The following is a 25,419-nucleotide window of genomic DNA, read 5'->3' on the forward strand; positions in this document are numbered from 1 at the left end:
GCAGGCCTTCATTGCAGTTTCCAGTTCAGCGTTTCGCCGGCGCGCAGCGGCTTGATGGTGGCGTCGCCGAAAGGCAGGGTCTCGGGCAGCGCCCAGGCTTCGCGCTTGAGCGTCACGCGGTCGGTGTTGCGCGGCAGGCCGTAGAAATCGGCCCCGAAGTGGCTGGCGAAGCCTTCCAGCTTGTCCAGCGCACCGGCGGCCTCGAAGGCCTCGGCGTAAAGCTCCAGCGCCGCCGGGGCGGTGTAGCAGCCGGCGCCGCACACGCTCTGCTCCTTCATCACGGCCGCGTGCGGGGCGCTGTCGGTGCCCAGGAAGAAGCGCGGGCTGCCGGAGGTGGCGGCCTTCACCAGCGCCTGGCGGTGCTTTTCCTTCTTGAGCACCGGCAGGCAGTAGTAGTGCGGGCGCAGGCCGCCGGTGAAGAGCGCGTTGCGGTTGTAGAGCAAGTGGTGCGCGGTCAGCGTGGCCGCGGTGCGCGGGCCGGCTTCGGCCACGTACTGCGCGGCCTCGGTGGTGGTGATGTGCTCGAACACCACCTTCAGCTCGGGGAAGTCGCGGCGCAGCGGTTGCATCACGCGGTCGATGAAGACGGCTTCGCGATCGAAGATGTCGATCTCGGCGTCGGTGACTTCGCCGTGCACCAGCAGCAGCAGGCCTTCGCGCTGCATCGCTTCCAGCGTGGCGTGGCACTTGCGCAGGTCGGTGACGCCAGCGTCGCTGTTGGTGGTGGCACCGGCGGGGTAGAGCTTGAGCGCCACCACGCCGGCCGCCTTGGCGCGGGCGATCTCTTCCGGGGGCGTGTTGTCGGTGAGATAGAGCGTCATCAAGGGCGTGAAGCTCGCACCGGTAGGCAACGCGGCCATGATGCGTTCGCGGTAGGCCACGGCCGCCGCGGCGGTGGTGACCGGCGGCCGCAGGTTCGGCATGACGATGGCTCGGGCAAACTGACGGGCAGTGGCCGGCAGCACAGCAGCCAGTGCGGCACCGTCGCGAAGGTGCAGGTGCCAGTCGTCAGGGCGCGTGAGGGTCAGGGCATCAAGCATGGCTTCATTCTCGCATTCAGCAATTCACCCGCAGCGCGCACTTGCGGATACTGCAGGCTGCAGCGCCCCCCAGCCGCGCACATCACTTTCTGGAGGAAGACCCCGCATGAAGCCCCGTTACGCCGCCCCCTTGCTGACCGCCATCGCCCTGGCCCTGGCCGCGTGTGGTTCGACACCGAAGACAGAACCCATGGGGCCCGCGGCGAAGGAGGAGATCGTGGCCGTATCGGCAAGCAACCACCTGCTGCGCTTCAACGCTGGGCAGCCACAGCAGGTGCGCGATCGCAAGCCGCTGCAGGGCCTGCGCCCCAACGAACGCGTGCTGGGCATCGACTTCCGCGTGGCACGCGGCGAGCTCTACGCACTGGGCTCCTCGGGTCAGCTCTACAAGATCGATGTCGCGCAGGCGCGGGCCACGCCCGTGGGCAGCCCGACCGTGCTGCCGAGCGCCGGCGCCACCGAATGGGCCTTCGACTTCAACCCCACGGTGGACCGCATCCGCGTGGCCAACAACGCCGGCTTCAACCTGCGCCTGCACCCCGACACCGGGGCCGCCGTCGATGCCGACCCGAACCAGCCCGGCGTGCAGTTCGACGGCCGCCTGGCCTACGACCCCAAGGACACGAACGACGACGAGAAGCCCCGCATCGTGGGCGCGGCCTACACCTACAACAAGACCAACGACAAGATCACCACCAACTACGCGCTGGACGGTGAACTCGGCACTCTGGTGCACCAGGGCAGCAAGGAAGGTGTGACGCCCGTGGTTTCGCCCAACACCGGGCGCCTGTACACGGTAGGCAAGCTGGGCATCGGCTCCTTTGCCCATGCCACCTTCGACATCAGCGACGTTTCGCCCACGGCCTACGCAGGCGTGCACAACAAGGACAGCAAGGCCACGCGCTGGCACCGGGTAGACCTGGCCACCGGCAAGGCCACCTTCATCGGCACGGTGGGTGGCGGCGAGCCGCTCGTTGGGGCCGCCATAGAGCCCTGATGCCCTGAGCCCGGGGGGCCTAGTGCTGCAGGATCTTCGAGAGAAACTCCTGCGCGCGAGGCGAGCGTGAGGCGGTGTCGCCGAAGAAGGCTTCCTTCTTGCAGTCTTCGACGATCTTGCCGGCGTCCATGAAGATGACGCGGTGGCTCACCTTGCGGGCGAAGCCCATCTCGTGCGTGACGACCATCATCGTCATGCCTTCCTTGGCCAGCAGCACCATCACGTCGAGCACCTCGCCCACCATCTCGGGGTCGAGCGCGCTGGTGGGCTCGTCGAAGAGCATCACGATGGGGTCCATGCTCAGCGCGCGTGCGATCGCCACGCGCTGCTGCTGACCGCCGCTGAGCTGGCCCGGGAACTTGTCCTTGTGCGCCATCAGGCCCACACGGTCGAGCATCTTCAGGCCACGGGCCTTGGCTTCGTCCACGCTGCGGCCCAGCACCTTGATCTGCGCCAGCGTGAGGTTCTCGGTCACGCTCAGGTGTGGGAAAAGCTCGAAGTGCTGGAACACCATGCCCACGCGGCTGCGCAGCTTGGGCAGGTCGGTCTTGGGGTCGCTGATGCTGATGCCGTCGACCGTGATGTCACCCTTCTGGAAGGGCTCCAGCGCGTTGACGGTCTTGATCAGCGTGCTCTTGCCCGAGCCGGAAGGCCCGCATACCACCACCACCTCGCCCTTGTTCACGGTGGTGCTGCAGTCGGTGAGCACCTGGAAGCTGCCGTACCACTTGCTGACGTTCTTGATTTCGATCATGGCGGCTGGGCCTTCTAGCGAATGATGGCGATCTTCTGCTGCAGCCTGCGCACGAGCATGCTCAGCGAGAAGCAGATGACGAAGTACACGACGGCGGCGACGAGGTAGGTCTCCACCGGCCGGTTGAAGTTCTTGCCGGCGACCTCGAAACCCTTGAGCAGATCGTAGGCGCCGATGGCGTAGACCAGGCTCGTGTCCTGGAACAGGATGATGGTCTGCGTCAGCAGCACCGGCAGCATGTTGCGAAAGGCCTGCGGCAGCACGATGTACTGCATGGTCTGCGGGTAGGTCATGCCCACGGCGTAGCCGGCGTTGACCTGGCCCTTGGGCACGCTCTGGATGCCGGCGCGCATGATCTCGCTGTAGTAGGCGGCCTCGAAGAGCGTGAAGGTCACCATGGCCGAGATCTCGGCGCCCAGCGGCTTGCCCAGCATCAGCGGAATGAGCAGGAAGAACCACAGGATCACCATCACCAGCGGGATGCTGCGCATGGTGTTCACGTAGGCCGCCGCAGGCACCGCCAGCCAGGGCTTGCCCGACAGGCGCATCAGCGCCAGCGCCGTGCCCAGGAGGATGCCGCCCACCATCGCGATGAGGGTGAGCTGGAAGCTGAAGATCAGGCCCTTGAGCACGAAGCCCGAGAGCACGTCGAAGCTGAGGAAACTGAAGTCGAGGTTCATCGCGCCGCCCTCACTTCGCGCCCAGCAGGCCGGGCACCCGCACGCGGTTCTCCAGCACCAGCGCGAGGCGGTTGATGGTGAAGGCCGAAACGAAGTAGAGCGCGGTGACTGCGAGGTACATCTCGATGTTGCGCGAGGTTTCCTCGCCCGCCTGCAGCGCGAACATCGTCAGTTCGGCAATGCTGACGGCGAAGGCCACCGACGAGTTCTTGACGATGTTCATCGCCTCGCTCGTGAGCGGCGGGATGACGATGCGGAAGGCCATCGGCAGCAGCACGTAGCGGTAGGTCTGCGGCAGCGTCAGGCCCATCGCCAGGCCCGCGTAGCGCTGGCCGCGCGGCAGCGTCTGGATGCCGGCCTTGACCTGCTCGCTCACGCGCGCGCTGGTGAAGAAACCCAAAGCAAACACCACCAGCAGGAAACTCGGCACGCCCTGCAGCGGCTTGAACAGCGAGGGCAGCACGTGGTACCAGAGGAAGATCTGCACCAGCAGCGGGATGTTGCGGAAGAGCTCCGTCCACGCGTTGCCGATGAAGACCAGGCGCTTGTCGGGCACCGTGCGCAAGATGCCCATCAAGGCGCCCACGAGCAGCGCCACCAGCAGGGCCAGCAGCGCCACGCTCAGCGTCCAGCCCCAGGCCGAGAGCAGCCAGTCGAGGTAGGTGATGTCGCCGCCCTGGCCGAAGCAGCTGGTCACCACCTCGCCAGTGGTGGTTTCCTTGCAGAAGACCTGCCAATCCCAGTTCACGCCACTCATGCAGGCCCTTGCTCTGACGCTCTCGCGGTTGCGGGAAGGGGCGCCTTACTTCTTGGCGTACTCTTCCACGGGCTTGTCGTTCGGGCTCGCCCAGGCGGCCTTGGTGGCCTCGCTGGCGGCCAGGCCCACGCGCGTGTTGCTCGGCGGGATAGGCTGCATGAACCACTTGTCGTAGAGCTTGGCGATCTCGCCGCTCTTCATCAGCGCGCCGATGCTGGTGTCCACGGCCTTCTTGAAGGCCGGGTCGTCCTTGCGCAGCATGATGGCGATGGGCTCCACCGCCAGCACTTCGCCGACGATGCGGAAATCGGCCGGGTTCTTGGCCTTGGCGATGTTGCCAGCCAGGATCTGACCGTCCATCACGAAGGCATCGGCCCGGCCGCTTTCCAGCAGCAGGAAGCTGTCCGCGTGGTCCTTGCCGAAGACTTCCTTGAAATCAACGCCGTTGGCACGCTCGTGCTTGCGCAGCAGCTGCACGCTGGTGGTGCCAGTGGTCGTGGCCACGTTCTTGCCCGAGAGCTGCGCGATGCTGGTGATGCCGCTGTTGGCCTTGACGGCGATGCGCACCTCCTCGACATAGGTGGTGACGGCGAAGGCCACGTCCTTCTGGCGCGTGGCGTTGTTGGTGGTGCTGCCGCACTCGATGTCCACGGTGCCGTTCTGGACCAGGGGAATGCGGTTCTGCGAGGTGACCAGCTGGTACTTGATGTCGAGCTTGGGCAGGCCCAGCTGCTTCTGCACATCGGCGAGCACGCGCTGGCAGATCTCGACATGGAAGCCGGCATAGGCACCGTTGCCGAGCGTGTAGCTCAGCGCGCCCGAAGACTCGCGCACACCCATGGTGACCGCAGCACTGCCCTTGATCTTGGCCAGCGTGTCGGCCTGCGCAGCGCCAGCGGCAGCCAGGGCCAGCGCGGCGAGGGCAAAAGACAATTTGTTCATCGGTACTCTCCTTCAGAAACAGGGTGGGGCATTCTAGGAAGCCTGCCAACAGGCCCAACGGGTGGAAGCCCGGCCCCAAGGCCGGGTGTGCATGCAAGCCGCGGGCCAAGCTCGAGCTTGGCGCGGGTGCGGCGGCGCTTCACCGCGCCTGCACCTGGGCGCCGAGAAAGCTCCACAGCGCCTGCACCGCCGGCTTGGCGTGGCGGACAGTGGCCGGGCGCTCGCGGTAGATGCGCACCTCCATCGTCACATTCAGCTCGCCGTCGGGCGCTGCGGGCACCAGGCGCCGCGCGCGCAGTTCCTTGCGCACGCTGCTGTGCGGCAGGAAGGCCAGGCCGTGGCCTTCCAGGGCCATGGCCTTCAGGCCTTCGGCCATGTCGGTTTCGTAGATCGGATCGAGGTGCAGCGCCTGCCCGGCCTGCTTGAGGATCACGTCCACCAGCCGCGCCATGTAGGCGCCCGAGGCATAACCCAGAAAGGGCACGGGCGCGCCCGCCCGGCCGGGCAGGCTGAAGAGCGGCGCGCCGTCGGGGCCGGCCTTGGCGTAGGGCGCCAGGGTCTCGTGGCCCAGGCTCAGCATCTCGTAGCGCTCGGCGCTCAGCTGCAGCGGCTGGCTGGCGTGGTGGTAGGCGATGAGCAGGTCGCAGCCGCCTTCGGTCAGGCGCAGCACGGCGTCGTGCACGTTCAGGGCCGTCAGGCGTGTCTTCAGCGTCCCCGATTCGAGCTTCAGGTCGCTGTTGATCTGCGTGAGCCAGTGCGGGAAGAAGGTGAAGGCCAGTGTGTGCGGCACCGCGAACTCCACCATGTCCTGCCCGGCGGCCTGGTGGCTGCGCATGAGGTTGCGCGTGGCCTGCAGCGCGTCCAGCACCTCCAGCGCCTGGGCATGGAAGGTTTCACCAGCCGGCGTGAGCCGCGTAGGGAAGGAAGAGCGGTCCACGAGATCGACACCGGCCCAGGCCTCCAGGGCCTGGATGCGGCGGCTGAAGGCCGGCTGGGTGACGTGCCGCAATTGCGCCGAGCGCGAGAAGCTGCGCGTCTCGGCCAGGCTCACGAAGTCTTCGAGCCACTTGGTTTCCACGCCGGCGAGTGTATCGAGCGCGCCATCGCAGGCGCTGCCGCCGTGGGTTCAGGCCTCCTGCCCGCTCTGCTGCAGGCGCCACATCTGCGCGTAGCGCCCGCCGCGCGCCAGCAGTTCGGCATGCGGGCCGCGTTCCACCACGCGGCCGGCCTCCATCACCACGATCTCGTGCGCGTCCACCACCGTGCTCAGGCGGTGCGCAATCACGAGCGCCGTCTTGCCCTGTGACACCGCGCGCAGTTCGGCCTGGATGGCGCGCTCGTTGGCGCTGTCCAGCGCCGAAGTGGCCTCGTCGAAGATGAGGATGGGCGGGTTTTTCAGCAGCGTGCGCGCGATGGCCACGCGCTGCTTCTCGCCACCGCTGAGCTTCAGGCCCCGCTCGCCCACCATGGTGTCGTAGCCCTTGGGCGTGGCGCTGATGAAACCGTGGATGTGCGCGGCCTGGGCCGCGGCTTCCACCTCGGCACGCGTGGCGCCGGGGCGACCGTAGGCGATGTTGTATTCCACGGTGTCGTTGAAGAGCACGGTGTCCTGCGGCACGATGCCGATGGCGCTGCGCAGGCTGGCCTGCGTGACCGAGCGCAGCTCCTGCCCGTCGATGCTGATGTGCCCGCTGTCGATGTCGTAGAAGCGGTAGAGCAGCCGCGCCAGCGTGCTCTTGCCCGCACCGCTGGGGCCCACCACGGCCACCGTCTTGCCCGGCGGGATCTCGAAGCTCACGCCGTGCAGGATGGGCCGGCTCGGGTCGTAGGCGAAGCTCACGTTCTCGAAGCGCACGTGGCCTTCGCGCACCTGAAGCGCGGGCGCTCCGGGCGCGTCGTCCACCTCGCGGTTCTTCTCCAGCAGCGTGAACATCTTGTCGAGATCGGTCAGGCTCTGCTTGATCTCGCGGTACATCACGCCCAGGAAGTTCAGCGGGATGTAGAGCTGGATCATGAAGGCGTTGACCATCACCAGATCGCCCAGCGTCATGCGCCCATCCACCACGCCCTGCGTGGCGCGCCAGAGCATGGCCACCAGCGCGGTGGCGATGATGAGCTGCTGCCCGGTGTTGAGCAGGCTCAGCGTGCTCTGGCTCTTCAGGCTGGCCTGGCGCAGGCGTTCCAGGTTCTCGTCGTAGCGCCTGGCCTCGAAGTCTTCGTTGTTGAAGTACTTCACCGTCTCGTAGTTCAGCAGCGCATCGATGGCGCGGCTGTGCGCCGAGCTGTCGAGCTCGTTCATCTGCTTGCGGAACTGCGTGCGCCACTCCGTCACCGTGATGGTGAAGACCACGTAGACCACCAGCGCGGCGATGGTGATCCACGCGAACCAGGCGTCGAACTTCACCGCCAGCAGCGTGAGCACCATCGCCACCTCGATGAGCGTGGGGCCGATGCTGTAGAGCGAGTACGAGATCAGCGAGTGCACGGCACGCGTGCCGCGTTCGATGTCGCGCGTCATGCCGCCGGTCTGGCGCTCCAGGTGGAAGCGCAGGCTCAGGGCGTGCAGGTGGCGGAAGACCTTCAGGCTGATGCTGCGCGCCGCGCCTTCGGTGGCCTTGGCGAAGATGAGCTCGCGCAGCTCGGTGAAGAGGCTGGTGCTCAGGCGCAGCGCGCCGTAGGCCACCAGCAGGCCGATGGGCACCACCAGCACCGCGGCCGGGTCGGTGGGCTTGTAGGAGAGCGCATCGACCAGGTTCTTCAGCAGCAGCGGCACGCTGACGTTGGCCACCTTGGCCGCCACGATGAACGCCAGCGCGATGCCCACGCGCCAGCGGTACTGCCACAGGTAGGGCAGCAGCTTGCCCAGGGTGGACCAATCGGAACGCGGGGCGGCGGGCGGGGTGCCCGTGCTGGCTTCAGGCGCGCCAGCGGCTACAGTGGGACGCATGCGGTGGATTGTCACCGCGCCCCCGTTCAGCCGCTTGCCCGCCCGCCATGACCGAGCCCAGCACCACCCCCGCCCCTGCCGCACCCATGATGGCGCCGCACAGCCTGCCCAACGGCGCCGAACTGGTGCTGCGCGTGATGCCCATGCCGGCCGATGCCAACGCCAACGGCGATGTCTTCGGCGGCTGGATCATGGCCCAGGTCGACCTGGCCGGCGCCGTGCTGCCGGCGCGCATCGCCAAGGGGCGCATCGCCACGGTGGCGGTGAACCAGTTCGTCTTCAAGCAGCCGGTCTCCATCGGCGACCTGCTGAGTTTCTATGCGCGCGTCACGCGCATCGGCAACACCAGCGTCAGCGTGCACGTGGAGGTCTATGCCGAGCGCAACCCGGCCAACCTGCAGGTGGTGAAGGTGACGGAGGCCGACCTCACCTACGTGGCCATCGACCTGCAAGGCCAGCCGCGGCCGGTGCCGCGCTAGGAAGCCTGAACGCTCAGCCGCGGCCACACTTCGGCCGCGATGTGCTCGGCGATCGCCGCCGCGCAGTAGCGGTACACCGGCTCGCCCGGGTGGAAGCCATCGGCCGCCATCACGCCGGCGTTCAGCGGCGTTTCCATGTCCACCAGGCTGACGTCACCACCACGCTGCTGCACCCACTGCTGCAAGGCCTTGTTGTGGCGGCGCGCATCGCTGCCGGCCACCCAGCGCAGCGGCTGCGGCAGGCCCGGGAAGTGGTGGATGGGCGGCAGCGGCGCGAACACCACATGCTGCACGCCGTGCGCATTGCGCAGCGCGTTGGCCAGCGCCTCGCGGGCGCTGACTGCGTGGTGGGAAGGCACCTGTTCCACCACGTCGTTCACGCCCGTCACCACCACGGCCACGTCGGCCTGCAGCCCGGCGCCCTCGCGCTGCAGCAGCAGCCGCGTCTGCGCCGTGTTCAGCCCTGATTTCGCCAGCAACTGCCAGCTCACGCGCGCCGCGCACAGGCGTGCCGCCTGTTGGGCCAGTTGCACGGCCAGCGCCTGGCGCTGGTGCACCACACCCACGCCGGCGGCCGACGAATCGCCCGTGATCAGCAAACGCAGCGGCGCGGCGCTCGCCGCCCCAGCCACACCCTGCCGCGCCCCGGCCGGCTCTGGCAGCACCGGCAGGCGCCGGCGTGCCAGCACCGCCTGCGCCACCAGCAGCGGGCTCAGCGCGAGCTTGAGGGCCAGGGACATCGTGCGGAGGGTCAGAACTTCGAGAAGTCGGGCTGCCGCTTCTGGAAGAAGGCCTGGAAGGCTTCCATGGCCTCGGGGCTGCGCAGGCGCTTGGCGAAGAGCTCGCCTTCGGTGCGGATGGTCTGCAGCACCAGTTCACGCTGCGGCGCGCGCATCAGCTGCTTGGCCTCGCGCACGGCGCCGGGCGGCAGCGCGTTGAAGCGCTCGGCCACGCGGCGCGCGTGGTTCACCACCTCGGTGGCAGGCAACACGGCGTTGGCGATGCCGCACTCCACGGCCTGCTCGGGCGTGAAGGGTTCACCCAGCAGCAGTTTCTCGGCAGCGCGGCGGTTGCCCATCAGCTGCGGCACCACCAGGCTGCTGGCGAACTCGGGCACCAGACCCAGGCTCACGAAGGGCATGGCCAGGCGCGCTTCGTCGCTGACGTAGACGAAGTCGCAGTGCAGCAGCAGCGTGGTGCCGATGCCGATGGCAGCACCCGTGACGGCGGCCACCACGGGCTTGTCGCAATCGAGCAGCGCGCGCATGAACTTGAACACCGGCGACTCGTTGTCTTCGCTGCCTGCGCCACCGCCGCCGGTGCCGCGCGACATGAAGTCTTCGATGTCGTTGCCGCTGGTGAAGATGCCCGGCTGCCCGGTGATCAGCACCGCGCGAACGGTGCCATCGGCCCGGGCCGCGTTCAGCGCGTCGCTCATCGCCTGGTACATGGCCACCGTGAGCGCGTTCTTCTTCTCGGGGCGCGCGATCTCGATGGTGGTGACGCCGTTCAGCGTCGCGGTCTTGATGCTCATCGTGTTTGTCTCCTGTGACCGCTTCGGGGTCAGACGGCTTCCAGAATACCGGCGGCGCCCTGCCCCATGCCCACGCACATCGTCACCATGCCGTACTTCAGCTGGTGGCGGCGCAGCGCGTGCACCACGGTGGCGGCGCGGATGGCGCCGGTGGCGCCCAGCGGGTGGCCGAGTGCAATGGCACCGCCCATCGGGTTGACCTTGGACGGGTCCAGGCCCACGGTGTTGATGACGGCCAGGGCCTGCGCGGCGAAAGCTTCGTTCAGTTCGATCCAGCCGATGTCCGACAGGCTCAGGCCGGCGTACTTCAGCGCGGCAGGGATGGCCTCGATGGGGCCGATGCCCATGATCTCGGGCGCCACGCCGCGCGCGGCATAGCTGACGAAGCGCGCCAGGGGCTTGAGGTCGTAGCGCCGACAAGCCGCTTCACTGGCCAGGATCAGCGCGCCCGCGCCGTCGCTGGTCTGGCTGCTGTTGCCGGCCGTCACGCTGCCTTTGGCGGCGAACACGGGCTTGAGCTTGGCCAGGCCTTCCAGGCTGGTGTCGGGGCGCGCGCCTTCGTCCAGGTTCACGGTGCGCGTCTTGGTGCCCACTTCGCCGGTGGCCAGGTTCGGGAAACGCTCGACGATGTCGATGGGCGTCATCTCGGCCGTGAACTCGCCGGCGGCCTGCGCCTTCAGCGCCTTCTGGTGCGAGGCCAGCGCGAACGCGTCCTGGTCTTCGCGCGAGACCTTCCACTGCGCCGCCACCTTCTCGGCCGTCAGGCCCATGCCGTAGGCGATGCCGACGTTTTCGTCGCGGGCAAACACCTCGGGGTTGAAGCTGGGCTTGTTGCCGCCCATGGGCACCATGCTCATGCTCTCGGCGCCGCCGGCGATCATCACGTCGGCTTCGCCGACGCGGATGCGATCGGCTGCCATCTGCAATGCGGTCAGGCCGCTGGCGCAGAAGCGGTTGACGGTGACACCGCCCACGCTGTGCGGCAGGCCGGCCAGCACCATCGCGGCACGCGCCATGTTCATGCCCTGCTCGCCCTCGGGGAAGCTGCAGCCGATGATGGCGTCTTCGATGGCCTTCGGGTCCAGCGTCGGCACCTGGGCCAGCGCGCTGCGCACGGCGGCCACCAGCAGGTCGTCGGGCCGCGTGTTGCGGAAGTAGCCGCGGCCGCTCTTGCCGATGGGCGTGCGCGTGGCGGCGACGATGTAGGCGTCTTGAACTTGTTTGCTGCTCATGATGTGAAGTCCTTCGCTCAGTTGCGCACGGGCTTGCCCGTTTGCAGCATGCCCATGATCCGCTCTTGCGACTTGGGGTGTTCCAGCAGGCTGCAGAAGCGGCTGCGCTCCATGGCCATCAGGTACTCCTCGCTCACCAGGCTGCCGGCGTCGACATCGCCGCCGCACACCACCTGGGCGATCAGCGTGCTGATGTGGAAGTCGTGCGCGCTGATGAAGCCGCCGTCGCGCATGTTGGCCAGCTGGCCCATGATGGTGGCGATGGCGCTGCGGCCCGCCACCGGGAACAGCGCCTTGTGCGGCGGGCGGTAACCGCTGTCGAACATGGCCTTGGCCTGCGTGCTGGCCACGAACAGCAGCTCGTCCTTGTGCGGCACGACGATGTCGGTGTCCAGCAGGTAGCCCAGCTTGCGCGATTCGATGGCGCTCGTGCCCACCTTGGCCATCGCGGCGTTGGTGAAGCCGTCGGTGGCGAACTTCATGATGTCGGCATTCGCGTTACCCGCGGCAGCCATTTCGGCCGCGCGGCGCGCGATGTAGGTCAGGCCACCACCGCCCGGGATCAGGCCCACGCCCACTTCCACCAGGCCCACGTAGGTTTCCATCGCGGCCACGCGGCGCGCGCAGTGCAGCGCGATCTCGCAACCACCGCCCAGGGCGATGCCACGCATCGCGGCCACCACCGGCACCTGCGCGTAACGCATGCGCAGCAGCGCCGTCTGCAGCTGCAGGATGACCGGGGCGATGCCCTTGGCGCCTTCCTTCATGAAGACGGGCAGCGTCTGCTCCAGGTTCGCGCCGGCACTGAACACGTCATCGGGCGACCAGATCACCAGGCCCTTGTAGCCCGCTTCGGCCAGCTCCACGGCCTTGTGCAGACCTTCCACCACGCCGGTGCCGATGAGGTGCAGCTTGCTGGTGATGCTGAGGATGAGCACCTCGCCGTCCAGCGTCCACACGCGCACTTCGTCGTTCTTGAAGACTTCGGTGCCGCTGCTCAAGGGCGCGGCAGCGCCGGCGCCCAGCACGGTCTCGGGGAAGTGCTGGCGCTGGTAGACGGGCAGGCTGCTGCCAGGCACGTAGGCGCCCTTCGTCGGGCTCCAACTGCCTTCCGGCGTGTGCACGCCCGTGCGGCCATCGAACACCCAGGCCGGCAGCGGCGCGCTGCTCAGCGCCTTGCCGGCTTCGATGTCTTCCTTCACCCAGCCGGCCACCTGCTGCCAGCCGGCGTCTTGCCACAGCTCGAAGGGGCCCTGCTTCATGCCGAAGCCCCAGCGCATCGCGAAATCCACGTCGCGCGCGGTGTCGGCGATGCTGCCCAGGTGCACGGCGGCGTAGTGGAAGGCGTTGCGGTGGATGGCCCACAGGAACTGCGCCTGCGGGTTGCTGCTTTCGCGCAGCAGCTTCAGGCGTTCGGCCGCGGGCTTCTTCAGCATGCGCTCGACGATGGGCTCGGCCTTGCCGCCGGCGGGGACGTAATCGGCCTTGGCCGGGTCCAGGCGCAGGATGTCCTTGCCCACCTTCTTGTAGAAACCGGCGCCGGCCTTCTGGCCCAGCGCGCCCTTCTCGATGAGCGCCTTCAGCACGGCGGGCGTGCTGTAGCTGGGGAAGAACGGGTCGTCAGCCAGGTTGTCCTGCAGCGTCTTGATGACGTGGGCCATGGTGTCCAGGCCCACCACGTCAGCGGTGCGGAAGGTGCCGCTGCTGGCGCGGCCCAGCTTCTTGCCGGTGAGGTCGTCGACCACGTCGTACGAGAGGCCGTAGTTCTCGGCTTCCTTGATCGTCGCCAGCATGCCGGCGATGCCCACGCGGTTGGCGATGAAGTTCGGCGTGTCCTTCGCGCGCACCACGCTCTTGCCCAGAGCGCTGGTGACGAAGGCTTCCAGCTGGTCCAGCACCTCGGGCATCGTGGCCGGGGTGTTGATCAGCTCCACCAGCGCCATGTAGCGCGGAGGGTTGAAGAAGTGGATGCCGCAGAAACGCGGCTGGATGCTCTCGGGCAGCACCTCGCTGAGCTTGGTGATGCTCAGGCCCGAGGTGTTGCTGGCCACGATGGCGTGCGGGGCCAGGCTGCCGGCGATCTTCTGGTACAGGTCCAGCTTCCAGTCCATGCGCTCGGCGATGGCCTCGATGACGAGGTCGCACTCGCCCAACAGCGCCAGGTGCTCTTCGTAGTTGGCAGCCTGGATGCGCGCGGCATCTTCAGGCACGCCCAGCGGCGCGGGCTTGAGCTTCTTCAGGCCTTCGATGGCCTTGGTGACGATGCCGTTCTTGGGCCCCTCTTTCGCCGGCAGGTCGAACAGGACGACAGGCACCTTGCAGTTCACCAGATGGGCGGCGATCTGCGCGCCCATCACGCCGGCGCCGAGCACGGCGACCTTGCGGACTTGGAATCGGTTCACGTTGTTTCCTTCACTGAATGGGGTTCACTCGACCCGTTGCCAGGTCTGGTTGCGGTAGAGAAAGCCGATGAAGCCGCGCACCTCCAGCGTCTTGCCGCCGTCCTTGGGCGTCAGGCGCACCTTGTAGGTCTTGCCGTTGTTGGGGTCGAGGATCTGGCCGCCTTCCCAGTAGGCCTCGTCGCTGTGCTTCTTCACGCCGTTGATGATGGTCATGCCCACCACGGGCTGGTCCTTGCGCGCGTCGGTGCACTTGTCGCACTTGGCGTCGGCCTTGGACGGATCCAGCAGCTTCTCGATCTTGCCGGTGACCACGCCACCGCTTTCGGTGATGCGCACCAGCGATTTCTCCTGCTTGGTGTCGTCGTCGATGGTCTTCCACAGGCCCACGGGCGTGGCCTGGGCGAAGGCGCTGCCGGCCAGGGCGCAGGCGGCGGTCAGCAGGGCGGTGCTCAGCAGCTTCTTCATCGTCTTGTCTCCGGTTTGAGGGGGTGGTGAACGGGAACGGTCAGAACAGCGCTTCGTCCATGGCCATCAGCGGCGCCACGCCCGTGCGGGCGCTGCGCATCAGGCCGGCCGTCTCGGGCAGCAGCTTGGCGAAGTAGAAGCGCGCCGTGTGCAGCTTGGCGGTGTAAAAGGGGTCGCCACTGCCTTGCTTGGCCAGCGCGATCTTGGCACTGCGCGCGAAGAAGTAGGCGAACACCAGGTGGCCCACCACGCGCAGGTAGTCCACCGCGGCGGCGCCCACTTCGTCGGCGTTGCCGAAGGCCTTCATGCCCAGCTCGGTGGTGAGCTTGGTGACCTTGTCGCCCAGCTCGGCCAGCGGGTTCACGAACTCCTGCAGCGCCTCGTTGGTGCCTTCCTCTTCCACGAACTCGGCGATCAGCTTGCCGAACTTCTTCAGCTTGGCGCCGTTGTCGCCCAGCACCTTTCGGCCCAGCAGGTCCAGGCTCTGGATGGTGTTGGTGCCCTCGTAGATCATGTTGATGCGGGCATCGCGCACGTACTGCTCCATGCCCCATTCCTTGATGTAGCCGTGGCCGCCATACACCTGCATGCAGTGGCTGGTGGCCAGCCAGGCGTTGTCGGTGAGGAAGGCCTTGACGATGGGCGTGAGCAGGGCCACCTGGTCGGCGCAGTCCTTGCGCTCGTCTTCGTCGTCGGTGTTGAGTTCGCGGTCGATCAAGAGCGCGATGTAGATCGCCAGCGCGCGGCCGCCTTCGGCATAGGCGCGCGCCGTCAGCAGCATCTTGCGCACGTCGGGATGCACGATGATGGTGTCGGCCGGCTGGTCGGGCTGCTTGGGGCCGCTGAGCGAACGCATCTGGCGGCGGTCTTTGGCGTAGGCCACGGCATTCTGGTAGGCCACCTCGGTCAGGCCCAGGCCCTGGTTGCCCACGCCCAGGCGGGCGGCGTTCATCATCACGAACATCGCGGCCAGGCCCTTGTGCGGCGCGCCCACCAGCGTGCCTTCGGCACCGTCCAGCATCATCTGGCAGGTGGCACTTCCGTTGATGCCCATCTTGTGCTCGATGGCGCTGCAGAAGATGGGGTTGCGCTCGCCCAGGCTGCCATCGGCATTGATCTTGAACTTGGGCACCACGAAGAGGCTGATGCCCTTGCTGCCGGCCGGCGCATCAGGCAGGCGGGCCAGCACCAGGTGCACGATGTTCGGGGCGAGGTCGTGTTCACCGGCGCTGATGAAGATCTTCTGGCCGGTCAGCTTGTAGGTGCCCTCGGGCGCGCCGGCCACGGGCTCGGCCTTGGTGCGCAGCAGGCCGAGGTCGGTGCCGCAATGGGGCTCGGTCAGGCACATGGTGCCGGTCCACTCGCCGCTGGTCAGCTTGGGCAGGTAGAGCTGCTTCTGCGCTTCGGTGCCGTGCGCGTGCAGGCATTCCAGCGCGCCGTGGCTCAGGCCGGGGTACATGGTCCAGGCCTGGTTGGCGCTGTTGAGCATCTCGTAGAAGCACTGGTTCACCACGATGGGCAGGCCCTGGCCGCCGTAGGCCGGCTCGATGGCCAGCGCGGGCCAGCCGCCTTCCACGTACTTGGCGTAGGCCTCTTTGAAGCCCGTGGGCGCGGTGACGCTCTTGGTGGCCTTGTCGTAGGTGCAGCCTTCGCGGTCGCCGCTCTGGTTCAGCGGAAAGATCACCTCGGCGGCGAACTTGCCACCTTCTTCCAGCACCGCGTTGATGGTGTCGGCGTCGATCTCGGCATGCGCCGGCAGCATCTTCAGTTCGTCGGTGACGTTCAGCAGCTCGTGCAGCACGAATTGCATGTCGCGCAGCGGCGGGGTGTAGACGGCCATGGCAGAACTCCTGAAGAAGGGAAAGGAAAACGGTGACAGGGGCGGCGTGCCGGTGCTCAGCGCTTGCTGCGCGGCCGGGCCGGTGGGGGGGCGGTGGTTGTGCCCGCATCCAGGACGGGCATGGCGTAGTGGCCCAGCGTGCGCTCGAAGCCGGCGCGGGCGCGGTCCAGGGCGCCGGGGCTCCGCAGGAAGCGCGCGTCGTGGTGCAGGGCCAGGATCAGGCCGTGCAGCTCGAAGAGCATCTGCTCGGGGTCGGTGTCGGCGCGCAGTTGCCCGGCCTGCACGGCCAGGCGGATGGCCCGCGCCAGCGCCGCGTGCCAGGCGCGCACCATGCTGGCCAGCGCGTCGCGCACGGGGCCGGGCCGGTCGTCGAACTCGACCGCACCGCTGATGTAGATGCAGCCCGAGTCCAGTTCCACCGACACGCGGCGGATCCAGCGCTCGAACAGGGCGCGCAGGCGCGGCAGGCCGCGCTCTTCCTTGATGGCGGGGAAGAAGACTTCGTCTTCGAAGCGTGCGTGGTACTCGCGGATGACGCTGATCTGCAGCTCTTCGCGCGAACCGAAGTGCGCGAAGACGCCGCTCTTGCTCATCTGCGTGACCTCGGCCAGCGCGCCGATGGACAGCCCCTCCAGTCCCATGTGCGAGGCCAGGCCGAGCGCGGCGTCGAGAATCGCGGCGCGCGTCTGCTGCCCCTTGTGCAGGGCGCGCGGGGCGCTGCGGGGGGCTTCCGCGGTGGCGCTGGCAGCAGTGTCGGCAGGTGGGTTCACGTCATCGGCAAGAAATCGAACGACCGTTCTATTTTGCAGACTTCGTGTGACCGTGCGGACACGATGCCGTGACTTTTTTAGGGGCGCTCTCCTAGAACCCAGGCGCCTGGGGCAGCCCGCAAGCCAGCCGCAGCTGCCGGCCCCGTGGCCCGGGGCCTGCGGGCTGACACGCAATTGGTTTACGCTCAGGCCCCATGGACGTGCTGCAGCTCGATATCTCGGGCCGCCCCCAAGCGTGGATCACATCCCGCGAAGCGGCGGTGCTGTACGCCAGCGACGCCGTCGCGTGGACGCTGGGCGATGCCTTCCAGGTGCTGCGGGGCGGCACGCAGCGGGCCACGGGCCTGCAAAGCCGCATCGAAGTGCACCCCATCGTGGCCGTGCGCGGCGCCATCCCCAGCCGGGCCTGGCGCCACACGCCGGCGCTCACGAACCAGAAGCTCTTCGTGCGCGACCGCGGCATCTGCGCCTACTGCGGCGGGCACTTCCACTTCGACGAGCTCACGCGCGAGCACATCGTGCCGGTGTCGCGCGGCGGCGGCGACACCTGGATGAACTGCATCACCGCCTGCCGCGCCTGCAACGGCCACAAGGGCAGCCGCCTGCCGGAAGAGGCGCGCATGACGCTGCTCTATCTGCCCTACGTGCCCAGCCTGCACGAAGACATGATCCTGCGCGGCCGGCGCATCGTGGCCGACCAGATGGAGTTCCTGCTGGCCAGCGTGCCGCGCAGTTCACGGCTGCACGGCTGACCCCGCTTGAATCCCCGCCGGCGCGGCGGGTCTTGGGCCGGCGGTGGCACTTCGTCGCGGCCGGTCGCGTTCCGTCGCTTCTTTACGCCGTGACGCGGAACTTCACTTGCCCGCGCCCCGTCCACACCGGCAAGATGCTCGCATCACGCCGCCGGCACCCGCCCTGCGCGCCCCCAGGAGACCCCTCATGAAGCACCTCGTCATCCGCTCCACCTTGATCGTCGCTGCGGTGGCGCTGGGAGCCTGCTCGACCACCAGCCCCGACGTCGTCAGCCGCAGCGAAGCGCAGCGCCTGTCCACCGTCGTGGATGCCGTGGTGCTGAACTCACGCCCGGTGGTGGTGGAAGGCCAGCAGAGCGGCATCGGCGCAGCTGCAGGCAGCGTGGCGGGCGGCGTGGCCGGCTCGGGTGTGGGCGGCCGCCGTGAAGCCATGGTGGTGGGCGTGATCGGCGCGGTGGTGGGCGGCGTGATCGGCAATGCGGTGGAACGCAGCACCACACGCGAAGAAGCTGTCGAGATCCTCGTGCAGCTCAAGAACGGCGACCGTCGCTCGGTGGTGCAGGCCAAGGCGGCCGAGACCTTCAATCCGGGCGACCCTGTCATCCTGGTGAGCACTGGCGGCCGTGTGCGCGTGACGCGTGCACCCGCGATAGCGCCGCCAGTGGCCGAGCCCGCCAAGGCCACCGAACCGCAGCGCTGAGCGCTGCACAGCCCGCGGCGGCTCAGTCCATCGCCGCGGCGGCCAGCCCCTGCAGCCGGGCGCGCAGCGCGCCCCATGGCGCCCGCGCGGCGGCCAGGTGTCCGCCAGCGGCCGCCGTTTCCATCGCCCGCGCCAAGGCCGAGGCCTCGGCATGGCCGAGCGTGGCCAGCACGCTCTTCAGGCTGTGCCCGAGGCGCCGCACAGCCGCGGCATCGGCCCGTGCGAAAGCCGCCTCGCCATCGGCCAGGTCGACCACGAACTGCGGCAGGCAGCTGCGGCGGAAATCGTGGAACAGCGCGGCGTCGCCGCCAAAGTGGGTGGCGATGGCCCGGGCTTCATCGGCCGGCGCGGCATGGCCGGGCTCGGGCTCGGGCCCCGGCTCGATGTCCGGTTCGCCCCCTGGTGCCAACAGCAGGGCTGGCGCTGCAGCAGCTCTCGAGTCGGCCACTTCGACGCCGGCAGGTGCGTGGCCGGCGAAGCTGGCCACCGCCTCCATCACCACGTCTTCCAGCGATTGCAGCGACACCGGTTTGGACAGCATGCGCCGCACCCCCAGCGCCTGCAGCTGCTGGCGCATGCCGGCGTCGATGCCGGCGCTGAAGGCCACGAGTTCGGCGCCCTGTCGCAGGGCCGGCTCGCGGGCAAGGCGGCGGAGCAAGTCGAGCCCGGAGATGCCGGGCATCATCAGGTCGGTCACCAGCACCTGCACGGGGCCGGCCCGCAGCAAGGCCAGGGCCTCCTCGCCATCGGCGCAGCTGAGCAGTTCAATGGGCTGACCATCGAGGGCCAGCGCCACCAGCCGCCGCACCGAGGGGTCGTCTTCCACCAACAGCACACGCGGCAGCGCGCGCGGCACTGCAGCGGCCGCAGCGGGCTGGAGTTCAGGCGGCATCGGCCGCCTCGACCGCCAGGCCCAGGGCCGCGCCGAGCAGGCCCGGCAGCTCCAGGGCGAGCCGGGGCTTGTGGATCACCGGCAGGCCTTCGAGCGCAAAGGCGTAGGGCTGCAACTCGTCGCCGCTGAGCGAGGTGACCACGATCAGCCGGCTGCCTTCGAAAGCCGGGCTGGATCGCAGCCCGTTAATCAGCGTGGCGCCGTCGATGCCGGGCAGCAGGATGTCCACGAGCAGCACACGGGGTTGCAGGCGCCCCGCCATGGCCAGCCCGGTGATACCGTCATCGGCCAGGTGCAGTTCGACCTCGGGGAAATGCTGGCGCACGAGCAAGGACACCAGGTTCTGGAAATGGCGCGAGTCTTCGATCAAGAGCACGCCAGGCCGCGCCGCAGCGGCCCAGCCCGAAGGGCCCGCCCCGGGCTTGGCACGGCCAGGCCCGCGCACGCCCTGCGGTCGCGGGCTGCCCTGCCGCTGCGCCAGCCAGGCCTCGACCGAGCGGCGAGAGATGCGCCGATGGCCGCCCGGCGTCTTCCAGGCCTGCAGTTCGCCACGGTCGACCATCAGCTGCACCGACCGCACGGCCATGCCGAGCATCTGCGCCACGTCGCGGGTGCTGCATTCGTCGGTCAGATCGGGAGTGGTGGCCGGAAAGCTTGGAATGTCCATTCCCGCGATTTTGCCGGTTTGAGACCGTAAAAAGCCAGCGCCCGTGATATTTGCAAAAAATGATAAATGCCGAATTGCGCACAATCACGTCCGGAAGCCGAGCTGCTGAAACACCCGCCAAGCTCCGCTGCCGCCCACCGAACCGCACCCACGCCAGCCCGAATGAAGAAGATCCTGATCGTCGAGGACCATGCCGACATCCGCCGTCTGATCCGCATGACGCTGGAGTTCGAGCACTGCGAGATCCACGAAGCGCCTGACGCCCCGACGGGCTGGGACATGGCGCGTGAACTGCAGCCCGACGCCGTGCTGCTCGACGTGATGATGCCCGGCGCGCTGAATGGCCTGGACCTGTGCCGCGCCATCAAGGCCGATGCCCGCCTGCGCAAGGTGCCGGTGCTGATGCTCACGGCCCGCGGCGGCAGCGCCGACCGCGAAGCCGGCCTGCTGGCCGGTGCCGACGCCTACATCGTCAAACCCTTCAGCCCCATGCAGCTGCTGGAACTGCTGGTGCAGTTGAACGTGATCTCTGCATGAAGCAGAGCCCTGCCATCCCTTCTTCTCAACAGCCCTCTGCCAGAAGTAAGCACACCATGAACCGCCTGCCTGCCCCCCGCATCTCCCGCAGCCCGCTCTTGCTGATGGGCCTGGCCTTGCTGGCCGCCACCTTCGGCGCGGGCAGCGCGCAGGCCGGTGAGGTGCAGGCGCGGGTGAAGGCCAGTGGCACCGTCAAGGTGTGCATCTGGCCTGACTACTACGGCGTCAGCTTGCGCAACCCCCGCACGCAACAGCTCACGGGCATCGACATCGACCTCTCGGCCGAACTGGGGCGCGACCTGAAGGTGAAGGTCGAGTACGTCGATTCGTCGTTCGCCACGCTGGTGGCCGACCTCAAGAGCGACCGCTGCGACGTGGCCATGTTCGCCGTGGGCATGCTGCCGCAGCGCATGGAGCAACTGGCTTTCACCCGCCCCTACATGCAGAGCGACATCTACGGGGTCACCACCAAGGGCAACCAGGTCGTCAAGGGCTGGGAAGACATCGACAAGCCCGGCGTCGCCGTGGCTGTGCAGGCCGGCACCTTCATGGAGCCTGTGATGGCCGCGGCGCTGAAGAACGCCCGCCTCGTGCGCGTGGCCCCCCCCGCAACGCGCGAGCGAGAGCTCGAAGCGGGCCGCGTGGACGTCTTCATGACCGACTACCCCTACAGCCGGCGCCTGCTCGACAACGCCGACTGGGCCACGCTGATCTCGCCGCCCGCGCCCTTCAGCGTGCTGCCCTATGCCTACGCCATGAAGAAGGGCGACAGCGCGTGGGCCGAAGCGGTGGACGGGTTCGTCGCGCGCATCCAGCGTGACGGACGGCTGGAAGCCGCAGCGCGCAAGCACGGCCTGAGCCCCATCGTGCGCTTGCGGTGAGCACGGCCGGGAGCACCCCCAGGGCTCGTCCGCCTGCCGCGGGCGTGCCCGCGCTCGGCGGTACCGACATGGCGGTACCGCCGCCGCAGTTGGCCGGCAAGCGACGCTGGGTGTTCGGTGCCGGCGCGGTGCTGGTGAGCCTGGTGGCGCTGACCTTGTCGGGCATGGCGTGGCACGAACACCGGCAGGTGCAGGAGATCGTGACCGAGCGCAACGAGCTGCTGGCGCGGGTGCTCACCGAGCAGACCACGCGCAATATCGAAGCTGCGGCCCTGGCCGTTGCCACGCTGGCCGACCTGCTGCAGCGCGACCAGGCGCCCGAAAGCGCGCAGACCGCGGCCGCGATGCAGCAATCGCTGGTGAACCTGCCCTTCCTGCGCAGCATTGCGGTGCTGGACGGCGCCGGCCACGTGCGTGCCAGCCCGCAGCCCAGCGAGGTCGGCCGCCTGATCGACCTGGCTGCGCTGGGCCCGCTGCCCCCGCCCGGCGTCGACCGGCTTGCCGAGCAGGCCCCAGGCCGCAGCCTGGCCGATCTGGCGCGCGGCCAGGCCACCGCCATCCCCGCCGGCGTGAGCTTCCTGCCGCTGCTGCGCACGGTGCGGCGTTCCAATGGCGAGACGCTGCTGGTGGTGGCCCTGCTCAACCCGAGCGCCTTCGTCAACTTCCAGCAGCTGCTGCTGGACGGGCCGGGCGCCGCGGCGGCCCTCACCACCTACGACGGCCGCCTCGTCGCCGGCACCGACACCGTGCTGCGGCCGGCTGGCGCCAGCCTGAAGAGCCTGCCGCCCTTCAGCCAGTTCCTGCCTGCGCGCGAACACGGCGCCTGGGTCGGCGAAGGCCTGCGCCAGGGCACGCAGCTGGCCGCGTTCAGGGTCTCGGCCACCCGCCCGCTGGCGGTGCTGGTGGAAGTGGAACGCGCCTCCGTGCTGGAGCCCTGGTGGGCGCTGGTACGCAACCTCGCCCTGGCCGGTGCGGCCATATTCACCATGGTGGTGAGCGTCACCTTCGTGGCCTGGCGCAGCGTGCGGGCCCGCGAGATCGCGCGTGTCGAGCGCGACGCCGCGCAGGCCCAGGCCCTGCGCCGCGAACGCGAACTCAGCGTCACCATCCAGAGCCTGCAGGAGCTGATCTTCCGCACCGACGCGCAGGGCCTGCTCACCTATGCCAACCAGTCTTGGGCCATGGCCGCCGGCGCGGGCCGGCCGATGTGGGAGCTGGTGGCCAGCGAACAGCGCAACGCCGCACGCGCCCTGTTCGCACGGGCCAGCGACACCGACGTGCGCCACCTGCAGGCCGTGATGGCCGAACAGGGGGGCCGGCAGCGCAGCTTCGACATCTCGGTGATGCCGCTGCACGAAAACGGCCGGCTCACCGGCTTTGCCGGCAGCGCGGCAGACGTGACCGGCCGCATCGTGGCGCAACGCCGCCTCCAGATGCAGCTGGCCTTCACCGAACAGCTGATGAACGTGAGCCCGTTCCCGATGTCGCTGTTCGACATGAAGCGGCGCTACGTGATGGTGAACAAGGCCTGGGAAGACTTCACCGGCCGCACCCGGGCCGAGACGGTGGGCCAGATCGTCGGCGGTGCGCTGCCGCAATCCGAGCGCGCCCAGCACGAGGCGCAGGACCGCGCGCTGCTGGCCGACGGCCAGCCCCGCCGCTACGAGGCCCAGGCCCGCCACCGTGACGGCAGCATGCGCGACCTCATGGTCAACAAGCTGCTCGTGCCCGGCGACGAGGAGCAGCCCGCCTGCGTGCTGGCGGTGATGGTGGACGTCACCGAGTTCCGCAACGCCGAACGCAGCACGCGCGAGGCCCGCGACATCGCCGAGGAAGCCTCTCGCGCGAAGAGCGAGTTCATCGCCAACATCAGCCACGAACTGCGCACGCCGCTGCAATCCATCATCGGCTTTTCCGAGCTGGGCCTGCGTCGGGGCCAGGACCATCCCCGGCTCGCCGGCATGTTCGACGACATCCACAACGCCGGGCAACGCATGCTGGCGCTCGTCAACGACCTGCTCGACGTGGCCAAGATCGAAAGCACCGTGGGCACCATCCACCTGGAACGCACCGACCTGCGCGGGCTGGTGGGCCACGTGCTGAAGGAGCTGGCGCCGCTGCTCGAGGGCAAGCAGCTGCAAGTGCTGCTGCAGTTGGGCACGCAGCCCTTGCGGGGCAAGGTCGACCCGCTGCGCTTCCAGCAGGTGCTGCGCAACGTGGTGGCCAACGCGATCAAGTTCTCGCCGCCGGGCAGCCGCATCCTCGTGCAGGGTGGCCACACCGACATGGGCGAGCTGGAACTGCGCGTGGCCGACGAGGGCCCGGGCATCCCGCCGGCCGAGCTGGAGGTCATCTTCCAGGCCTTCGTGCAGAGCAGCAAGACCAAGGACGGCTCAGGGGGCACCGGCCTGGGCCTGGCCATCTCGCGCAAGATCGTCGAGGCGCACGGCGGCACCATCAGCGCACAGAACCGCCCCGAGGGTGGCGCGGTCTTCATCATCGTGCTGCCCAATCGCAGCAGCAACGAGACCCAGCCCGCACAGCTGTGAGCGCGGCCCCTGCCGCGCCGCGACTCAGCGCGGGCCGGCGCGCAGCAGGCGGTCTTCGGGGGGCACGCTGGACGGGCTGTCGAGCTCCAGCGCCACCTGGGTGCAGACCGCGCGGCACAGCATGGCCACGCGCTCGCTCTGCAGCCGGTAGTAGATCTGCGTGCCCTCGCGGCGGCGGCCCAGCACCCCGGCGCGGTAGAGCGTGGCGAGGTGCTGCGACATGTTGGGCTGCGTGGTGTCGATCTGCGCCAGCAGGTCGGACACGTTGCGCTCGCCGTTGCCGAGGGCGCTGACGATCTTCAGCCGCACCGGCGTCGACAGCAGGCCGAACAGCTCTGCGGCCGATTCGAAGACCACGTCCTCTTCGCGTTCACTGCTCACGGCGCCCTCTGAGGTATACATCCGCGCATCACTGTATCAGCACGCGCCGATGGGCTGAGCACCTCCGTCTGGCGCGGCGCGCCACAATTCGGGGATGGACACAGTCGACATCCCTGGCCTCACGACACAGGTGCTCTGGGCCTCCTTCGCGCTTTCGGTGATCTTCGGCGCCGTGGCGCAGCGCACGCGCTTCTGCACCATGGGCGCGATTGCCGACGTGGTGAACATGGGCGACTGGGAACGCGCCCGCATGTGGGTGCTGGCCGTGGCCGTGGCCGTGCTGGGCTTCAACGGCATGGTGGCCGCGGGCTGGGTGCAGGCCAGCGGCAGCATCTATGCGGCACCGCGCGTGCTGTGGCTGTCGGCGCTGCTGGGCGGCGCGTTGTTCGGCTTCGGCATGGTGCTGGCCTCGGGCTGCGGCAGCAAGAACCTGCTGCGCCTGGGCAGCGGCAATCTCAAGGCGCTGGTGGTGCTGCTGGTGCTGGGGCTCGCGTCTTACGCCACGCTGCGCGGCATCACGGGCGTGCTGCGTGTGAACACGGTGGACAAGGTGCACTTCGAACTCGCCACCGGGCAAGACCTCCCCTCCATCGCCGCGGCCGCTTTCGGCCTGCCCACGGCCACGGCGGCGCTGGCACTCGGTGCGGCGCTGGCGCTCGTGCTGCTGGTGTGGGTGCTGAGCAAACCCGAGGGCCGCAGCGGCGAGGTGCTGGCCGGTGGCCTGGGCGTTGGCGCGGTGATCGTGGCCGTGTGGTGGGTCAGCGGCCGCCTGGGTTACGTGCCCGAAGACCCGAACACGCTGGAGCCGGCTTTTCTGGGCACGAACTCGCGCCGCATGGAGTCGCTGAGCATGGTGGCGCCGGTGGCCTACACGCTGGACTGGCTGCTGTTCTTCAGCGACACCTCGCGCACACTGACGCTGGGCATCCTCAGCGTGGTGGGCTTGGCGCTGGGGGCCTTCATCGTCTCGATGCTCGACCGCAGTTTCCGCTGGGAAGGCTTCGGCGGCATTGAAGACCTGGGCAACCACCTTGCGGGCGCCTTGCTGATGGGCGTGGGCGGCGTGCTGGCCATGGGCTGCACGGTGGGGCAGGGCCTGTCAGGCGTGTCGACGCTGTCGCTCGGCAGTTTCATCGCGCTGGCGGGCATCGTGGCAGGGGCGGTGGCCGCGCTGCGCTACCAGGCCTGGCGCATCGAGCGCATGCACTGAACGGGGCCCTG

At 68.6% G+C, this 25,419-nt stretch carries 25 protein-coding genes; 8 read left to right on the forward strand and 17 right to left on the reverse strand.

From position 1 onward, the window contains the following. Nucleotides 1-8: 8 nt before the first annotated feature. Nucleotides 9-1,040, reverse strand: coding sequence for a dihydroorotase (pyrC, locus tag EOE66_RS05915; RefSeq protein WP_128227747.1), 1,032 nt, complete (start codon nucleotides 1,038-1,040; stop codon nucleotides 9-11). A 106-nt stretch (nucleotides 1,041-1,146) separates the two neighbouring features. Between pyrC and EOE66_RS05920 the strand changes: the two genes are divergently transcribed. Continuing rightward, nucleotides 1,147-2,037: a DUF4394 domain-containing protein gene (locus tag EOE66_RS05920; protein ID WP_128227748.1), complete on the forward strand. Its 891-nt coding sequence runs from the start codon at nucleotides 1,147-1,149 to the stop codon at nucleotides 2,035-2,037. A 19-nt stretch (nucleotides 2,038-2,056) separates the two neighbouring features. Here EOE66_RS05920 and EOE66_RS05925 read toward each other — a convergent pair whose 3' ends face one another. From EOE66_RS05925 to EOE66_RS05950, 6 genes are all read right to left on the reverse strand, one after another. Then, nucleotides 2,057-2,791: an amino acid ABC transporter ATP-binding protein gene (locus EOE66_RS05925; RefSeq protein WP_128227749.1), complete on the reverse strand. Its 735-nt coding sequence runs from the start codon at nucleotides 2,789-2,791 to the stop codon at nucleotides 2,057-2,059. Nucleotides 2,792-2,805: 14 nt separating this feature from the next. Continuing rightward, a complete protein-coding gene (locus EOE66_RS05930) occupies nucleotides 2,806-3,471 on the reverse strand; it encodes an amino acid ABC transporter permease (protein WP_128227750.1) in 666 nt (221 codons plus the stop codon). Nucleotides 3,472-3,481: 10 nt separating this feature from the next. Beyond that, nucleotides 3,482-4,219 (reverse strand): amino acid ABC transporter permease, encoded by a 738-nt coding sequence (locus EOE66_RS05935; RefSeq protein WP_128228271.1) that lies wholly within the window; start codon nucleotides 4,217-4,219, stop codon nucleotides 3,482-3,484. Between the two features lie 54 nt (nucleotides 4,220-4,273). Next, on the reverse strand, nucleotides 4,274-5,170 hold the full coding sequence (locus tag EOE66_RS05940) for an amino acid ABC transporter substrate-binding protein (RefSeq protein WP_128227751.1): 897 nt from the start codon (nucleotides 5,168-5,170) through the stop codon (nucleotides 4,274-4,276). A gap of 139 nt (nucleotides 5,171-5,309) precedes the next feature. Next, nucleotides 5,310-6,248 (reverse strand): LysR family transcriptional regulator, encoded by a 939-nt coding sequence (locus tag EOE66_RS05945; protein WP_128227752.1) that lies wholly within the window; start codon nucleotides 6,246-6,248, stop codon nucleotides 5,310-5,312. A gap of 48 nt (nucleotides 6,249-6,296) precedes the next feature. Next, nucleotides 6,297-8,117, reverse strand: coding sequence for an ABCB family ABC transporter ATP-binding protein/permease (locus EOE66_RS05950; RefSeq protein WP_128227753.1), 1,821 nt, complete (start codon nucleotides 8,115-8,117; stop codon nucleotides 6,297-6,299). Between the two features lie 86 nt (nucleotides 8,118-8,203). Here EOE66_RS05950 and EOE66_RS05955 point away from each other — a divergent pair, with 86 nt between their 5' ends. Continuing rightward, entirely contained in the window at nucleotides 8,204-8,596 is a 393-nt protein-coding gene (locus EOE66_RS05955; RefSeq protein WP_375137467.1) for an acyl-CoA thioesterase, read from the forward strand. Here EOE66_RS05955 and EOE66_RS05960 read toward each other — a convergent pair. Genes EOE66_RS05960 through EOE66_RS05990 form a run of 7 tightly spaced genes read right to left on the reverse strand, consistent with a single transcriptional unit; the run spans nucleotide 8,593 to nucleotide 16,839 of the window. Then, nucleotides 8,593-9,336 (reverse strand): SGNH/GDSL hydrolase family protein, encoded by a 744-nt coding sequence (locus tag EOE66_RS05960; RefSeq protein ID WP_128227755.1) that lies wholly within the window; start codon nucleotides 9,334-9,336, stop codon nucleotides 8,593-8,595. The genes EOE66_RS05955 and EOE66_RS05960 overlap by 4 nt on opposite strands. Nucleotides 9,337-9,347: 11 nt before the next feature. Further along, a complete protein-coding gene (locus EOE66_RS05965; protein WP_128227756.1) occupies nucleotides 9,348-10,130 on the reverse strand; it encodes an enoyl-CoA hydratase in 783 nt (260 codons plus the stop codon). 29 nt (nucleotides 10,131-10,159) lie between these two features. Continuing rightward, nucleotides 10,160-11,362, reverse strand: a complete 1,203-nt coding sequence (locus EOE66_RS05970) for an acetyl-CoA C-acyltransferase (RefSeq protein WP_128227757.1) — start codon at nucleotides 11,360-11,362, stop codon at nucleotides 10,160-10,162. Between the two features lie 17 nt (nucleotides 11,363-11,379). Continuing rightward, entirely contained in the window at nucleotides 11,380-13,764 is a 2,385-nt protein-coding gene (locus EOE66_RS05975; protein ID WP_128227758.1) for a 3-hydroxyacyl-CoA dehydrogenase/enoyl-CoA hydratase family protein, read from the reverse strand. A gap of 24 nt (nucleotides 13,765-13,788) precedes the next feature. After that, a complete protein-coding gene (locus tag EOE66_RS05980) occupies nucleotides 13,789-14,229 on the reverse strand; it encodes a DUF2147 domain-containing protein (protein WP_128227759.1) in 441 nt (146 codons plus the stop codon). Nucleotides 14,230-14,269: 40 nt separating this feature from the next. Then, a complete protein-coding gene (locus EOE66_RS05985; protein WP_128227760.1) occupies nucleotides 14,270-16,069 on the reverse strand; it encodes an acyl-CoA dehydrogenase C-terminal domain-containing protein in 1,800 nt (599 codons plus the stop codon). Between the two features lie 56 nt (nucleotides 16,070-16,125). Next, a complete protein-coding gene (locus EOE66_RS05990) occupies nucleotides 16,126-16,839 on the reverse strand; it encodes a TetR/AcrR family transcriptional regulator (RefSeq protein WP_128227761.1) in 714 nt (237 codons plus the stop codon). 194 nt (nucleotides 16,840-17,033) lie between these two features. On the opposite strand from EOE66_RS05990, the gene EOE66_RS05995 reads away from it, so the two are divergent. Both EOE66_RS05995 and EOE66_RS06000 read left to right on the forward strand, forming a co-directional pair. Next, nucleotides 17,034-17,591 carry an HNH endonuclease gene (locus EOE66_RS05995; RefSeq protein ID WP_128227762.1) on the forward strand — a complete coding sequence of 186 codons (558 nt, stop codon included), beginning with the start codon at nucleotides 17,034-17,036 and terminating at the stop codon, nucleotides 17,589-17,591. 187 nt (nucleotides 17,592-17,778) lie between these two features. Beyond that, complete coding sequence (locus EOE66_RS06000) at nucleotides 17,779-18,291, forward strand: outer membrane lipoprotein (RefSeq protein ID WP_128227763.1); 513 nt, start codon at nucleotides 17,779-17,781, stop codon at nucleotides 18,289-18,291. Nucleotides 18,292-18,313: 22 nt separating this feature from the next. On the opposite strand, the gene EOE66_RS06005 is transcribed toward EOE66_RS06000, so the two are convergent. Continuing rightward, a complete protein-coding gene (locus EOE66_RS06005) occupies nucleotides 18,314-19,183 on the reverse strand; it encodes a response regulator (protein ID WP_128227764.1) in 870 nt (289 codons plus the stop codon). After that, nucleotides 19,173-19,850 (reverse strand): helix-turn-helix domain-containing protein, encoded by a 678-nt coding sequence (locus EOE66_RS06010; RefSeq protein ID WP_128227765.1) that lies wholly within the window; start codon nucleotides 19,848-19,850, stop codon nucleotides 19,173-19,175. The genes EOE66_RS06005 and EOE66_RS06010 overlap by 11 nt, the downstream gene beginning before the upstream one ends. A gap of 162 nt (nucleotides 19,851-20,012) precedes the next feature. Between EOE66_RS06010 and EOE66_RS06015 the strand changes: the two genes are divergently transcribed. Genes EOE66_RS06015 through EOE66_RS06025 form a run of 3 tightly spaced genes read left to right on the forward strand, consistent with a single transcriptional unit; the run spans nucleotide 20,013 to nucleotide 23,817 of the window. Next, the gene (locus tag EOE66_RS06015; RefSeq protein ID WP_128227766.1) at nucleotides 20,013-20,387 is read left to right on the forward strand and encodes a response regulator transcription factor; all 375 of its coding nucleotides are present in this window, start codon (nucleotides 20,013-20,015) and stop codon (nucleotides 20,385-20,387) included. 56 nt (nucleotides 20,388-20,443) lie between these two features. Further along, nucleotides 20,444-21,268 carry an ABC transporter substrate-binding protein gene (locus EOE66_RS06020; RefSeq protein ID WP_128227767.1) on the forward strand — a complete coding sequence of 275 codons (825 nt, stop codon included), beginning with the start codon at nucleotides 20,444-20,446 and terminating at the stop codon, nucleotides 21,266-21,268. A 44-nt stretch (nucleotides 21,269-21,312) separates the two neighbouring features. Further along, the gene (locus tag EOE66_RS06025) at nucleotides 21,313-23,817 is read left to right on the forward strand and encodes an ATP-binding protein (RefSeq protein ID WP_128227768.1); all 2,505 of its coding nucleotides are present in this window, start codon (nucleotides 21,313-21,315) and stop codon (nucleotides 23,815-23,817) included. A 24-nt stretch (nucleotides 23,818-23,841) separates the two neighbouring features. Here EOE66_RS06025 and EOE66_RS06030 read toward each other — a convergent pair whose 3' ends face one another. Then, complete coding sequence (locus tag EOE66_RS06030; protein WP_128227769.1) at nucleotides 23,842-24,219, reverse strand: ArsR/SmtB family transcription factor; 378 nt, start codon at nucleotides 24,217-24,219, stop codon at nucleotides 23,842-23,844. Between the two features lie 73 nt (nucleotides 24,220-24,292). On the opposite strand from EOE66_RS06030, the gene EOE66_RS06035 reads away from it, so the two are divergent. Beyond that, complete coding sequence (locus EOE66_RS06035; protein WP_128227770.1) at nucleotides 24,293-25,408, forward strand: YeeE/YedE family protein; 1,116 nt, start codon at nucleotides 24,293-24,295, stop codon at nucleotides 25,406-25,408. Nucleotides 25,409-25,419 lie beyond the last annotated feature (11 nt).

Source organism: Rubrivivax rivuli (assembly GCF_004016505.1).
Taxonomy (GTDB): domain Bacteria; phylum Pseudomonadota; class Gammaproteobacteria; order Burkholderiales; family Burkholderiaceae_C; genus Rubrivivax; species Rubrivivax rivuli.